Raw genomic sequence first — 14,501 nt, forward strand, 5'->3', positions numbered from 1 at the left:
CCTGCCACCCGGTGTCCGGGACGTACGTCCACCCCGGATAATCATGGGATGTACGAGCGCACCAGCAAGCCCCGACGTCTCCCCCCGCTTCCGACCGCGGTGCTGGTGACCTTGCTGTGCGCGCTGTTCGCCGCCCTCATGGGCGCGGGCGGGTACGCCATGACGCAACAGCAGCGGGCGCCCCAGGCACGGCCGGCGCAACCCACCACCGCGCCGACACGGCTGAACGTCCTCAACTGGAACATCTGCGGGGAGGCCGGCGGCTTGCGCGGTCAGCGCGGCTTCTGCCCCAATCGCAACCGGCCGGACCTCACCGTGGCCGAGATCAAGGCGATGGTCGCCGAGCGCCACGCCGACGTCGTGACCCTCCAGGAGGTCTGTGGCGGGGCGCCGGGCAGTCATCTGACCCAGCTGGAGGCCGCTCTGGAGCCGGGTTGGACGGTGATGCGCGCCCGCGGCACCCGGCCCGACGGCGCGTCGGAGTGCCGGGGTTCCCTGACCGGTGAGCTGGGGGTCGCTGTCGCGGTGCGCGGCACAATCGTTTCGTCCGTCTCGGGCAACACCCTCACCGACGACCCCTCACAGAGTGACGGACAGGTCTCCCCGCTGCTCTGCGTGGACGTCGAGGGCTGGTCGCACCGGATCTGCACGACTCACCTGCTGCCCTCGAACGACAAGCGCGGCGCGGAGCAGGTCACCCGGATCGCCGAGCGGATCTCGCCCGACGGCAAGCCGTACGTCCTGACCGGGGACTTCAACCGCAACTCCAAGTCGCTGGACCTGGTCCCGCTGACGACCACGCTGACCGAGTGCAAGGCCCTGACCCAAGACGAGGAGACCACGCACCACGCCTGGGACTCGAAGGGCGGCAAGCACGTCTACCGGACCTTGGACCACGTCTTCGTCAGCCGCGGACGGGACGGCACCAAGGCGGCCCTCTCCGGTTGCGGGGTGGACCGCTCGCGCATGGACACCACCCCGAACGAGGAGGACACGCCTCCCAACGGAAAGTCCGACCACGCTCCGGTCTACGTGACGGTACGGATCAACCGCTAGCCGGCAGCGGCGCGGCCGTCAGCGCTCACCAGCGTCCCGCGAAGGGCATGTGGTCGCACTTGTCGCTGCACGGCACCCGGGACATGGTGGACTCGCGGATCCAGTTCCCGTCCGGGACACCGTGCACGCGCAGGACGTGCTGCGCGGGCTTCGAGTGGATCGCGCTGAAGATCGCCACGAACTCCAGCTCGTAGGTGCCCGGGCGCCAGTCGTGCTGGTGGGTCACCTTCCACGTGCCGTCCTTCTGGACCGGAGCCGCGGCGATCAGCCGCCCTCCCTCCCTCACCATCACCTGCGAGACGCCGGGGGCAGCTGTCCCCGAGAAGCGCGGCCGCGGGCCACTGATGCTGCCCGGGCGGGGGCCGAGGACGACGGGCGGCTCGACGGTGTCCCACACCTCGAACGGCAGTTGGCCCACGTCGGACAGGCCCTGGGCGGTGATGCCGACGGCCTGCACCAAGCGGCTGCCCGCCTGCCACTTGACCGCCCGGCGCCAGGTCCACTTGCCCTCGGCGTTGACCCGCGTGCCGCCGATGTAGTGGCCCAGCTCGAAGAAGAGCAGGTACGAGGTACCGGGCGCGGCCGTGCCCCAGAACTTCTGCATGGCGCTGACAGCCTGGCCGGGCTTCGGCCCGGCGAACACCGGCGCGGGGGCGGCCCCGCCGGGGCCCTGCAGGGCGCGCTCGGGAGCCTCGACCGTGAACTCGGTCAGCGGCGGCGGGTAGGCGGGGGCCTGCGCGACCGCCTCCGGACTCACCAGCCCATAGGGGAGGCCGGCCACCTGGCCCATTCCGAGGGCGATGATCCGGGCGACCTCGCGGGCACCGTTCTCGTTGAAGTGGGAGGCGTCGATCAGCCCGTCGGGGTGGTTGGGGTGCTCGCCCGCGTCCACCCAGCGGTAGTACTGGCGGGCCCGCTGCGGGCCCAGCTCGTACAGCATCCGCGCGGTCAGCAGGTTCACGTCGATCAGCGGCGTGCCGGTCTCGGCGGCGACCTCCCGGACCACCTGCGGGTAGCCGTCGCGGGTGTCGGCAACGGAACCGTCGGGCTCGAAGACGCACCGCACAGCCGGGGTGAGCAGCACGGGGACGGCACCCTCCGTGCGGATCGCGACCAGGTAGAGGTGGAGGAACTCCCGCAGCTCCCGGTGGCTGTGGTACAGCGCGGGCTTGTCGATGCGCTGCTCGACGCCGCCGAAGTCCACCAGCACCACGTCGCCCGGGCTCAGCTGGTTGAGGAGGCTCAAGAACTTCTCGGTGTAGTACGAGCGCGCCGTCATCGCGTCACGCGCGTAGTTCTTCACCTCGACGTACGGGGTGAGGTAGTCACCGAGGAACTGGCCCCATCCGGCCCACGGCGCCTCCTTGGCGCTCCGGGAAGCGGCCACGGAGTTCCCTATGATGCACAGCTTGGTCACGACTTCTCCTCTGTCACGCTGATCTCTCCACGCATGCCGCTGCGCTTAAAGGGGCCACTCGGGCATCCGGCCGGCGTGGTAGTGCTGGTTCCGGGGCGACCCGTACTCGAACTGGCTGGCGATCGGGAAGTAACTGGGGAGGAACGCCGCCAAGATCGCGTCCTGCTCTTCCTCCGGGACGTCCCCGTCGTGGTAGTCGTTGAGGCAGAAGACGTCGTGCGGACGGGCCGTCATCAGGCGGGTGAGCCGCGTGCGGTGCTCGCTCAGGCCGACGTTGACGAATCCGCAGGCGATGCGGCCCGGGATGCTCCGGCTGGTCTGGTAGGCGAAGTAGTGGTGCAGCGACGACGCGACGGACACGTCGCTGTGGGAGCGCAACCGGCTCGCCGCCGTCTGGGCCATGACCTCCGGGTAGGCCTGGTGCAGGTCGGCCATCACGCTGCGGCGCATCGGGTACGGCGCGTGCAGGAAGCCGTGCGTCAGGGCCTGGCCGAAGGAGCCGGCGATCAGGGCGCGGTTGTTCTTGGCCGCGCTGATGTTGAAGTCGTCGTCCTGGCGGGTGGGGAGCATCGGGATGGCGGTCGGCGACAGGAAGTGCTTGGCCTGCCCGTTGCCCTCGAAGAAGAGGCTCGGCAGCACGGTGCGGCCCATGAAGAAATCGTCGTTGAAGTAGAGGAAGTGCTCGGCGAGACCCTCGATGTTGTGGAGCTGGCTTTCGATGGCGTGCGAGTTGAACGTCGGCAACGCACCGCGGTTCCCGAATATCTCCGTGTGGTCGACGACGCGGACCCGGTGGTGGTTGGTGTCGAGCCAGGCCGGCACCTGCCGGTCGGTGACGATGTAGACGTTCCGGATCCACGGCGCGTACATGTCGATCGAGCGCAACGAGAAGCGCAGCTCGTCGCGGCTGCGGAAGCGCGCGGCGCTGGCGGCGGCGTCCACCGTCTCCAGGCCGAGCCCGGCCAGCACCTGGTTCTTGCGCTCCAGCCAGCTGATGTCGGAGCCGTCGACCCACGTGTAGACGGCGTCGATCGGGAAGTTCACGTCGGCGTGCAGGGGCTGCGCGAAGGATTCGATGGTGGGGTAGGTGCGCCCGGCGAGGACCGTGGGGACGCGTCTCATCGAGTACTGGGATATCCGGTCGCCGATGAGGGTGCGCGCGGGGGCCCGCACGAACTCCTCGTCCTCGGGATCGGTCTCCCAGAAGGAGATCGTGCAGCCGTAGACGGCGCCCATGCGCAGGGTGCGCGAGGTGGTCACGACGCTCTGGTAGACGCGGACACCGGTGCACTGGAGCTGCAGGTGGTCCTCGCACAGCCCGGCGAGGACGGTGGTGATGGCGTCCTGGCGCTCGTTGAGGAAGGCCGCGTAGACGGCTTCCTGCCGGTAAGCCGATGCCAGTGCCTTCAGCACTTGCTCGCGGTAGGCGGCGTGGACGGCGATGGTCTTGCGGACCATCGTGTCGCGCGTGACGAGGTAGGCGATCCCTGCCGCTTCGAGGGCGTCGGCGGCCAGCGCCAGGTTCGCCTGCACGATGTCGAACGGGGACTCGGAGTCGGTGACCCGGCACAGCTGGCCGCCGTCGCGGACGAGCTCGCGGCGGCGCTTGGCGACCTGCTGCTCCAACTGGCGCTGGTTGCCGGAGCGCGACTGGCTCGCGGGGGCGGGGGCGGCGGCGGTGGCCGCGCCCGTGAGCCCGCTGTGGACGGCGTGCAGGGCGAGGCGGTCGGCCTTGACGGCATCGCGACGGCCGCTCTCGCGGTGGCCCGCCAACTCCTTGAAGAGTCTCTCCCAGTGGGCGGTGATCTGCGGCGGGTCGAACCGGTGGATCGTGTGGGCGGCCTCGGCGCCCATCCGATGGCGGAGCTGCTGATCCTCGATGAGGCGATTGAGCTGCAGGGCGAGGGCCTCGACGTCGCCGTGCGGGACGAGGATGCCCGAGCGGCCGTCCAGGATGATCTCGCTGGGCCCGTTGGGGCAGTCGTAGGAGAGCACGGGCACACCCGCGGCCTGCGCCTCCATGAGCACGAGCGGGAAGGCCTCGTTGCGGGAGGTCATCAGCGCGATGCTGGCCTTGGCCCATTCCTCGGCGAGGTGCGGGGTGTTGCCGTTGAGCTGGACGCTGTCGTGCAGGCCGAGCTGGTTGATCTGGCGGCGCAGCGCTCCGGACAGCGGGCCGTCGCCGAAGATCCTCAGGATCCAGTCGGGGTGGCGGGGGGCGATCTGCGCCCAGGCGTTGATCGCGTGGTCGAGCTGCTTCTCGCCGACCAGACGCCCGGCGGTGACCACCGTACGGGTCTCCAGGGTGGAGCGCGGCCGGAAGCCGGTGGGCAGCGCGTTGGGGATGACCTCGATACGGGGCGCGCTGGCGCCGAGGGTCTCGGCGAACCAGTCGCGGGTGCGGCCGCTGAGCACGGCGAGGGCGTCGAGACGCGCCGAGTACTTCAGGAGCGGCTCGCCGCTGGTGCCGCGCAGCTCGGAGACGCGGTGCTCCTGGTGAACCGTGATGACCCGGCTGGGGGCGAGCTGGACCGCCAGTGCCATCAGGGCCGGGGTGGTCGTGATGAGGATGTCGGTGTCGGTGTGCTGGAGCGCGAGTTCGAGTTCGATGTCCGACAGCCGGTTGAACGCGGCTTCCCAGGCACGGTCGACCAGGTTGCTGGACTGCTTGGACAGGACCGCGTACGCGTCGTCGCCCAGATCGACCGGGCGCATCGGGCGCGGTACGGGGCCGGTCTGGTCGATGAGGTAGTCGACCCGGACCCGCTCGTCGAGCGGGAAGAACAGCTGGGGCTGGCTGCGGAAGATGCTGAGGACGCGTACGTCGTGGCGGGACGCGAGCTCGGCGGCCTGGTTGAAGACAGCTCGTTCGGTGCCTCCCACGGCGTCGGCAGTGGTCAGCAGAAAAGTGATCTTCATCAGGCTCTCCGCCCGGCTTCGGGCATACGGCTGCAGGTGACCCGGAGGTTGCCCGCGGGGGTGTAACGGGGGTGGACGATCATGGGCGCCAGGCCGCGCGGGGCGACAACGGCCTTGTTGATGCTGAAGACGCGCATCGGGTTGCGCACGTCGTGCAGCTGGCGGCCGATGCGCAGGGTGCGCGAGCCCTGCGAGGCGACGGAGACGTCCCAGTGGTCCGTGGCGCGCACCGGCGGCATCTCCTCCAACGGTACGACGACGCGCCAGGCACCGCCGGGCAGCGCCTCGAGCGGTCGCTGGAGGCGGCGGCGCGACGCCGTGAACTCAGCCCAGGGCTCCTGGAGTTGGGCGCCGACCGTCCGGAAGTCCAGGACCATCGCGGAGTGCGAGAGGTCGATGCGCACGACCTCGGCCAGCGGTTTCGGGTTGGAGGTGACCACCGTCAGGCTGCCGGCGACGGTACGGCCGAGCCGATGGCGAAGGCCGTCGACCGGCGAGGCGTGCATCGGCTTGGTCGGCCCGGCGTAGGGCACGGGCGGTTCCACCAGCACCAGCTTGTACTTGCGGGTCTTGCGGCCGTCCTGGGTCAGCAGCGTCGTCTTCCAGCGGCCGCTGGTGACGGGCAGGCCGCCAGGGCCGGCGCCGAGGAGGACGGCGGCGTCCATCAGAAGCCGGTCCTCACGGTCCTCGTAGAGCCGCACCGTCGTACGGAAGCTGCGACGGCCGTGCCTCAGCTCCAGCTCGGCGGAGTCGCCGAGGGGGGCCGAGTCGGGCAGCTCGGCGTGCAGGTTCATGGTGTGCCCGTCCAGCACCTGCGCGTACTGCAGCACGGCCGCCCGCCTGACGCGTCGGGGCAGGAAGACGTGCACCATCAGCCAGGAGCGGATGGCGACGAGACGCGGGGCCAGAGCGGCCACGAACGTCTCACGCGAACGCAGCAGCCTCTTGAGGAAATTCTTCATCGGTAATGCGGGCTTCCCAGCTCGGCGGTGCGCCGGGTGGGAACTCCCACGGCGTCCGCCAGCTCGTAGGGGCTCGGTACGGGGAAATACGAGTCGAGGAAACGCTCGACCATCCGCGTCTGAGCGTCTTTGTCCTTGGGCGCAACGGTGTCGTTGATACAGAAGGTGTCGAAGTCCCGGCGGGCCACGAGCCGGTCGAGGCGCTGCTGCGCCCCGTTGTGGCCGATGTCGATGTACACGTACCGCAGGTCGCCCACCGTGGCGCGGGCCGAGTGGTACGAGTAGTAGTGGTGCAGCGAGGAGGCGATCGGCACGTCGTGGGGGGAGCGGAAACGCGAGTGCTGGGTGACCCAGTGCGCTTGCGCGTAGACGTACTCGATCTCGGAGAGGATGCTGCGGCGCAGCGCGTGCGGGGTGTGCTTCATCTTCTGGGAGATGAAGGTCCCGAACTGCTGGGCGATGAGGCCGCGGCTGTTCTTGCCGGCGGCGTTGACGGGCAGGTCCTGGGCGCTGACCCCGCCCGGCGGGATGAGCGCCTTGGACATGAAGAACTTCGACAGCCCGTTGGAGTGGAAGAAGTGCTCCGGGCGGACCGGGCGGCCGAAGAACACGTCGTCGTTGAGGTAGAGGAAATGCTCCGACAGGTCGGGTATGTGGTGCAGCTGGCTCTCGATGGCGTGCGAGTTGAACGTCGGCAGCGCCGCCGGGTCGGAGAAGATCTCGCGGTGGTCGACGACCCGCAGGCCCGGGTACTCGGTGTTGAGCCAGCCCGGAGCCTGGCCGGCGGTGACGAGGAAGATCTGCCGGATCCACGGCGCGTACTGGTGGATGGAGCGCAGCGAGTAGCGCAGCTCGTCACGGCTGGTGAACCGCGCGTCATTGGCCGCCTGCTCGTGGAGCGGGGCTGCGGCCCCGGAGGTGATGCCGCGGCGGGCGGCGTCCTTGCCGGCCCGCCACACCGGGTCGGAGTCGTCCACCCAGGTGTAGACGACGTCGATCGGGAAGAGGTGGTCGGAGGGCAGCGGGGCGGTGAACTCGGCGAGGGTGCGTGCCTCGCCGCTCCAGTAGGGAGCGGGCACCGGGCTGAACAGTTGCTGCGGCGCCCAGGTGCGGGGGCCGTCCACGGGGATCTCGGTGACCACGCTGTTGGGCCGCGGCGCGACGAGCCGGCCGTCCGATTCGCCCCAGAATTCCAGGTCGACACCGGACTCCTGGCCGAAGACGAGGTTCCCGGTCGGGTCGCAGACGATCCAGAACAGCCGCAGTACGTCGTGGGAGCGGTTCCTGCGCCAGGTCTTGGCGGAGGCGCCCGGGCGGTGCTGACCGCCGGAGGCGTCGGCCACGTATCCGGGATTGATCCCGAAAGCGTATGCGAGGACGTCCTCGACCTCTTCGCGCTGAGCGGCGGGCACGGCAACGCAGGGATTGGGCTTGCCGGTGCCGCGGACACAGAAGTGGTCGATGCCCGCTTCGTCGAGCGCCCCGACGAGCAGGTGGAGGTTCCGGGCCCTCGCGGCCCATTCCGTGGCACCGTCGACGACCATCGCGTGGACGTGCTTGCCCTGGAGGCGAACGACACGCAGCGAAGCGTCGTCGTCACTGCCGCCCGTATGGTCCGCGCCTCCCATGGCCCGTACGACGACGGCGGAGCGGGCCGAGTCGACGAGGGTCATGCTCTTCATGACACCGGTGCGCAGGGGCTTGGGTACCGAGCGCACGATGCGCCTGCGGGCCTGGACGGGAACGAGCGACCGGTAGCCCGCCACGAGATTACTCGCCTCTGGGTTGCTCACCACGTATCCGCATCCGTCCACATCGCAAGTGGCCACATCTGACCGGTCGCTCCGGACTCGGCGTACCGCGCCGCACGCATCCCCCGTCCACGCCCCCCCGGACGCTTATCGGATCTTCACACTTATGGTCACGAGTTGTCCATCTGCCGTCCGTCGGCCGGACATCGCAACACGCCCACATTCAGGACATGTTCAATCTTTCGCAAATATCTTGTGAACAAGATCACAAGATCCATTCGGCGATTTTCGGCTACGTGAGCCACGTCGTCGAAGAAGCCCTGGATTACGCCTGAACCGCCGGATTCATGACCAAACCGGGCTCGTCGCTCTGTCGCGCGATGCGCAGCCCTCCGTCCGGGTCCACCAAGCCGATCACGACGCGCCCGTAGCCGTCGAGCGCCAGCACCGGCGGGCACACCGTGGACTCGCCGGTCGGCAACCACCACAGACCCGCGCCCTCGTTCTCCGAGCCGCAGGCGGCGAGCATGACCTGGCCGTCGTACCCCCAGTGCGCGAGCACCGTGCAGTCGTACCCGTCCAGGACGGCGCGCACGGCCGCGAGCCGTCCCTCGGCGGGAGCCCCGCCGAGGGGGATGACCCAGTCGCCCAGCCGGTGGGCGAGGATGCCGCCCGTCGCGGCGTCGGTCCAGTAATACGTGACGCGGCCCGGCGAGGTCTCCAGCGCCACGGGGCTGCCCACGGCGGGGCTGACGCGGATGTTCGGGCGGCGCTCCATGTCGCCGTCGGGCACGGACTGCGACCAGTGCATGGTGCGGCCGTTGTCCGCGGGGGCCAGCAGCTCGATGAGCCCCGTGGAGGCGGTGACCGCGGCCAGGCCGTCGATGCCCTGCTGGCCCCGGAGGTTGTTCCACGGCTCCCAGGCGCCGCGGCGGCCCTCACGGCGCATCGACACTCCGCCGCCGGCATGCCGGACGAACAGGTAGACCGCCCCGGACGCCGCGACCGTGCCGACCGGCGGGCCGGCCATCGCGGCGCGCGCCGGATCCTTCGAGGGGCTGCCGAGGGAACGCCAATCGGTGATCGGCCGCCCCGTCTGGAATTGGGTCGCGTGCACGAAGTCCACGACCGGGGCCCCGTCGGCACCGCGCGCGGTGCGGCGGCCCAGCAGGTGCAGGTAGCAATCGGCGCCCTGGACGACCGTGACGTGGCTGAGCTCGGGCGTCTCCACGAAGTCGGGACCTGTCCACTTCGGTCCGCCCGGCGCCTGTTCCGTCCACCGCAGCAGACCGCCACGGGTACGGACGTGGGCCGTGAGGCGCCCGTCCTTGCCCAGGGCGAGCCAGCGCCCGTCGACGACGAATTCGCTCACCGTGCCGCGACCCTTCCCTAGACCTGCCTGAACGGCCCGGGGGCCACCATCGAGCGAATGATAGTGGGACGTACACGTGTATGAATCAGACCGTTAAATCGTACGCCCATCTCATTGGCTGTCTATAATGCACGGCCAGCGTGGACATGCCGGAGCGGCCTTTCCCCGTACCCGAAGTCGCGCCCGCCAACGCCCATGCCCGTCACCACCATTGAGGACTCACAGGATGAGCCAGGACGTCATGACACCGGGCCGCGAAGCTCCCCGCGGCTCCTCCGAGGGGCGCGGGCGCAAGCGCACCCGGACCCGCGGTCGGCGCATCGGACGCGTGATCCTGCTGACCCTGGCGGTCCTGCTCCTCGCGGTCGCGGGCGCCGGCTGGTGGGCGTACAGCCACCTGAACGGGAACATCGACAGCGTCGACCTGGACAAGGCGATCGGCGACAACCGCCCGCAGAAGGTCGTGGCCGGAGCGCAGAACGTCCTCGTCCTCGGCTCCGACTCCCGGGCCGGGGCCAACGGCGACCTCGACCACGGTGATGTCAGCGGAGCCCGCTCGGACACCGCGATGCTGGTGCACATACCCGAGGGCCGGGCGAAGGCCACCGCGGTGAGCATCCCCCGCGACACCCTGATCACCCGGCCCGAGTGCAAGGGCGAGAACGGCAAGACCGTCGCGTCCGCGAAGCGGGTCATGTTCAACTCCGTCTACTCGCTCGGCGGTCCGGCCTGCGTGGTGAAGACCGTGGAGGCGATGTCCGGCATCCGCGTGGACCACTTCGTCGAGGTGGACTTCGCCGGGTTCAAGGGACTGGTGGACGCGCTCGGCGGGGTCACCGTCACCCTGGACAAGCCGATGAGCGGTGCGAAGGGCGGCCTGAAGCTGGACGCGGGCGAGCACCGGCTGAACGGCACCGACTCGCTGAAGTTCGTACGGACCCGCTACGGCTACGGCGACGGCAGCGACCTCGGGCGCATCGGGCTCCAGCAGCAGTTCATGATGGCGATGCTGTCCGAGATCAAGAAGCAGGACGCCCTCGGCAACCCGGCGCGGCTCTACAAGCTCGCGGACGCCGGCACCAAGTCGCTCACCACCGACTCCGACCTCGCCTCGCTCACCGCGCTGTCCGACTTCGCGCAGAGCATGAAGGGCGTGGACCCGGACACCATGCAGACGATCATGCTGCCGGTCGCCTACGACAAGGTGGACCCGAACCGCGTGATCGTGGCCGAGCCGCAGGCGACCCAGCTGTGGGAAGCCCTCCGCAACGACCAGAAGATCCCGGCCTCCGCGAAGGTCTCCCCCGCCACGGGCGGTTGAGCCGGCCCGCTCCGGCTGCCCCGCGCCGGGTGTCAGTTGCCCGGCGCCGGGGGCTTGGTCAGCGTGGTCGGCGCGGTCGGCGGCTCGGCCCCGGGAGCACCGCCGTCCGACCTGCCCAGCCGGCTGTGCCAGACGCTGTAGCAGGAGTAGACGACGAAGCCGAGGGCCATCCAGACCCCGAACCGCAGCCAGGTCTCGGCCGGCAGGTTCAGCATCAGCCAGACCGACGCGGCGATCGACAGGATCGGGATCAGCGGCACCAGCGGGGTACGGAAGGCCCGGTGCAGCTCGGGACGGGTCCGGCGCAGGATCATCACGCCGAGCGCCACGACCACGAAGGCGAAGAGCGTTCCGATGTTCACCAGCGTCGCGAGTTCGTTGATGCTGGTGAACCCGGCGACGATGGCGATGACCACGCCGAGCAGGATCGTCGGCCGGTACGGGGTGCGGTACTTCGGGTGGGTCACCGAGAAGAAGCGCGGCAGCAGGCCGTCGCGGCTCATCGCGAAGAACACGCGGGTCTGGCCCAGGAGCAGGATCATGCAGACGGTCGTGAGGCCCACGGCCGCGCCGAAGCTGATGATGCCTCCGTACACCGGATGGCCCGCGTCCTTGAAGGCGTCGGCGAGCGGCGCGCTGGTCGACAGCCGCGAGTAGTGCTGCAGGCCCGTGACGACCAGCGAGACCGCGACGTAGAGCACGGTGCAGATGAGGAGCGAGCCGAGGATGCCGCGCGGCATGTCGCGTTGGGGCAGCTTGGTCTCCTCCGCGGCCGTGGCGACGACGTCGAAGCCGATGAAGGCGAAGAACACGACGGAAGCCGCCGTGAAGATGCCCATGACGCCGAAGTTGGTCGGCTGGTAGCCGAACAGCAGCTGAACCAGCGGTGCGTCGAGCCCGGAGCCGCCCTTCTGGGCAACCGCCTCGGGGATGAAGGGCTTGTAGTTGCTGCCCGTGATGAAGAACAGCCCCGCGATGATGACGATGAGCACCACCGTGACCTTGATCGCGACGACGACCGCGGTGATCCGTGCGGACAGCTTGACGCCGACGACCAGGATCGCGGTCAGCACCAGGACCAGCACGAAGGCCAGCAGGTCGAAATGGCCGCCCCGCACGTCCGGGCCCTCGAACCAGGCCGGCAGGTGGAGCCCGACGTTGTCCATGAGCGAGCGCACGTACCCCGACCAGCCGACGGCCACCACCGCGGTGCCCAGGGCGAACTCCAGTACCAGGTCCCAGCCGATGATCCACGCCGGTACCTCGCCGAGCGAGGCGTAGGAGAACGTGTACGCGGAACCGGCGACGGGGACCGTCGAGGCGAACTCGGCGTAGCAGAGGGCGGCGAGCGCGCAGACCACGCCGGCGGCCACGAAGGCCAGGGCGGTTGCAGGGCCCGCGGTCTCCTTGGCCACCTTGCCGGTGAGGACGAAGATGCCGGTGCCGATGATCACGCCGACGCCGAAGACCGTGAGGTCCCAGGCGGAGAGGGACTTCTTGAGCGCGTGCTCCGGCTCCTCGGTGTCGCGGATGGACTGCTCCACCGACTTGCTGCGGAAGGGACTGTTGAGATTCGTACCCACCGACGCACCTCCCACGAACGGGACGGGCCGGGAGGCCCACCCTTTCCAGGGTGATCTCCCGGCCCGTGACGTGCAACCGCGCGACGATCTATCGAAGGCCCCGCGTCAGTCGACGGTGGCGGCCGCCTCGCTGTCGTAGCGCCCGTCCAGCTTGGCCACCAGGCCGGTGACCTGCCGGGCGATGTCCGGGGCGGTCAGGCCGATCTCGGCCATGACCTCCTTGCGGGTGGCGTGGTCGAGGAAGCGCTGCGGAATGCCGAAGTCGCGCAGCGGCACGTCCACGCCCGCGTCGCGCAGTGCCTGCGCGACGGCCGAGCCGACGCCGCCGGCGCGGCCGTTGTCCTCGACGGTGACGACGACGCGGTGCCGTTCCGCGAGCGGGGCCAGCGCCTCGTCCACCGGCTTGACCCAGCGGGGGTCGACGACGGTCGTGGAGATGCCCTGCTTGTCGAGCAGGTCGGCGATTTCCAGGCACATCGGGGCGAGTGCGCCCACCGAGACGAGCAGTACGTCCGGTCGGGTGACCTCGGGGGCCGGGGTGCGCAGCACGTCCATGCCGCCGATCCGTCCGACGGCCGGGACGGCCGGGCCGACGACGCCCTTGGAGAAGCGCACCACGGTCGGCGCGTCCTTGACGAGGACGGCCTCGTTCAGCTGCGCGCGCAGCTGCTCGGCGTCGCGCGGGGCGGCGAGGCGCAGGCCGGGGACGACCTGGAGGATGGACATGTCCCACATGCCGTTGTGGGAGGCGCCGTCGGTGCCGGTGACACCGGCGCGGTCCAGGACGAAGGTGACCCCGCACTTGTGCAGGGCGACGTCCATCAGGACCTGGTCGAAGGCGCGGTTGAGGAAGGTGGCGTACACCGCGAAGACCGGGTGGGCGCCGCCGGTCGCCAGGCCTGCCGCCGAAGTGGCGCCGTGCTGCTCGGCGATGCCCACGTCGAAGATCCGGTCCGGGAAGGCGTCCGCGAACTTCTTCAGGCCGACGGGCTGGAGCATGGCCGCGGTGATGGCGACGATGTCCTTGCGCTCCCTGCCCAGCTTGACCATCTCGTCGGCGAAGACGGAGGTCCAGCTGGCGGCGTCGGCGGAGACGGGCAGACCGGTGTCGGGGTGGATCGGGCCGATGCCGTGGAAACGGTCCGCCTCGTCCTGCTCCGCGTGGGTGTAGCCCCGGCCTTTCTGGGTGAGGCAGTGCACGATGACCGGGCCGCTGAAGCGCTTGGCGCGCTGGAGCGCTGACTCCAGGGCCTCGATGTCGTGGCCGTCGATGGGGCCGATGTACTTCAGGCCCAGGTCCTCGAACATGCCCTGCGGGGCGATGAAGTCCTTGAGGCCCTTCTTGGCCCCGTGCAGCGTCTCGTAGAGCGGCTTCCCGACGACCGGGGTGCGCTCCAGGAGGTCCTTGCCGCGGGCCAGGAAGCGCTCGTAGCCGTCCGTGGTGCGCAGGGTGGCCAGGTGGTTCGCGAGGCCGCCGATGGTGGGGCCGTACGAGCGCTCGTTGTCGTTGACGACGATGACCAGGGGGCGGTCCTTGGCGGCGGCGATGTTGTTCAGCGCCTCCCAGGCCATGCCGCCGGTCAGCGCGCCGTCGCCGATGACCGCGGCGACGTGGTGGTCCTCGCGGCCGAGCACCTCGTTGGCCTTGGCGATGCCGTCGGCCCAGCCGAGCACGGTGGAGGCGTGGGAATTCTCGATCACGTCGTGGTCGGACTCGGCGCGCGAGGGGTAGCCGGACAGGCCGCCCTTGGAGCGCAGGTTGCCGAAGTCCTGGCGGCCCGTGAGCAGCTTGTGGACGTAGGCCTGGTGGCCGGTGTCGAAGAGGACCTTGTCCTTGGGCGAGTCGAAGACCCGGTGCAGGGCGATCGTCAGCTCGACCACACCGAGGTTGGGGCCGAGGTGCCCGCCGGTCTTGGAGACGGCGTCGACGAGGAACGACCTGATCTCCGCGGCGAGCTCGTCGAGCTCCTCCTGGCTGAGCCGGTCCAGATCGCGCGGTCCCTTGATGCGGGTCAGCAGCACCCGTGCCTCCTTGCAGTTGCTTGCTGGTCTGTCGAGTCTAATGTTCCGCTCGCGGGTCCGGTCATCCGGCTGCCCCGGGTGAGCCACACCTTTGTCAC

Annotated in this window: 9 protein-coding genes; 2 read left to right on the forward strand and 7 right to left on the reverse strand. The window is 69.8% G+C overall.

Annotation, left to right across the window (positions count from 1 at the left end; genetic code table 11):
* The first annotated feature begins 48 nt into the window (after nucleotides 1–48).
* Entirely contained in the window at nucleotides 49–1,056 is a 1,008-nt protein-coding gene (locus tag ACIP5M_RS13540) for an endonuclease/exonuclease/phosphatase family protein (protein WP_401195981.1), read from the forward strand.
* Nucleotides 1,057–1,081: 25 nt separating this feature from the next.
* Here the strand turns inward: ACIP5M_RS13540 and ACIP5M_RS13545 are convergent, their stop codons facing one another.
* From ACIP5M_RS13545 to ACIP5M_RS13565, 5 genes are all read right to left on the reverse strand, one after another.
* Nucleotides 1,082–2,473 carry a GDSL-type esterase/lipase family protein gene (locus ACIP5M_RS13545; protein ID WP_401195984.1) on the reverse strand — a complete coding sequence of 464 codons (1,392 nt, stop codon included), beginning with the start codon at nucleotides 2,471–2,473 and terminating at the stop codon, nucleotides 1,082–1,084.
* 45 nt (nucleotides 2,474–2,518) lie between these two features.
* Nucleotides 2,519–5,392 carry a stealth conserved region 3 domain-containing protein gene (locus ACIP5M_RS13550; protein ID WP_401195986.1) on the reverse strand — a complete coding sequence of 958 codons (2,874 nt, stop codon included), beginning with the start codon at nucleotides 5,390–5,392 and terminating at the stop codon, nucleotides 2,519–2,521.
* On the reverse strand, nucleotides 5,392–6,354 hold the full coding sequence (locus ACIP5M_RS13555; protein WP_401195989.1) for a hypothetical protein: 963 nt from the start codon (nucleotides 6,352–6,354) through the stop codon (nucleotides 5,392–5,394). The genes ACIP5M_RS13550 and ACIP5M_RS13555 overlap by 1 nt, the downstream gene beginning before the upstream one ends.
* Nucleotides 6,351–8,036, reverse strand: coding sequence for a stealth family protein (locus ACIP5M_RS13560; protein ID WP_401196333.1), 1,686 nt, complete (start codon nucleotides 8,034–8,036; stop codon nucleotides 6,351–6,353). The genes ACIP5M_RS13555 and ACIP5M_RS13560 overlap by 4 nt, the downstream gene beginning before the upstream one ends.
* Nucleotides 8,037–8,430: 394 nt before the next feature.
* Entirely contained in the window at nucleotides 8,431–9,477 is a 1,047-nt protein-coding gene (locus ACIP5M_RS13565) for a hypothetical protein (RefSeq protein WP_401195992.1), read from the reverse strand.
* A 226-nt stretch (nucleotides 9,478–9,703) separates the two neighbouring features.
* Here ACIP5M_RS13565 and ACIP5M_RS13570 point away from each other — a divergent pair, with 226 nt between their 5' ends.
* A complete protein-coding gene (locus ACIP5M_RS13570) occupies nucleotides 9,704–10,798 on the forward strand; it encodes an LCP family protein (protein ID WP_401195995.1) in 1,095 nt (364 codons plus the stop codon).
* Between the two features lie 32 nt (nucleotides 10,799–10,830).
* Here the strand turns inward: ACIP5M_RS13570 and ACIP5M_RS13575 are convergent, their stop codons facing one another.
* Nucleotides 10,831–12,381 (reverse strand): amino acid permease, encoded by a 1,551-nt coding sequence (locus ACIP5M_RS13575; protein WP_401195998.1) that lies wholly within the window; start codon nucleotides 12,379–12,381, stop codon nucleotides 10,831–10,833.
* A gap of 105 nt (nucleotides 12,382–12,486) precedes the next feature.
* Nucleotides 12,487–14,403, reverse strand: a complete 1,917-nt coding sequence (gene dxs / locus ACIP5M_RS13580) for a 1-deoxy-D-xylulose-5-phosphate synthase (protein WP_401196001.1) — start codon at nucleotides 14,401–14,403, stop codon at nucleotides 12,487–12,489.
* Nucleotides 14,404–14,501: the final 98 nt, after the last annotated feature.

Origin of the sequence: Streptomyces sp. NPDC088762, from assembly GCF_044750905.1 — a bacterium.
Classification (GTDB): domain Bacteria; phylum Actinomycetota; class Actinomycetes; order Streptomycetales; family Streptomycetaceae; genus Streptomyces.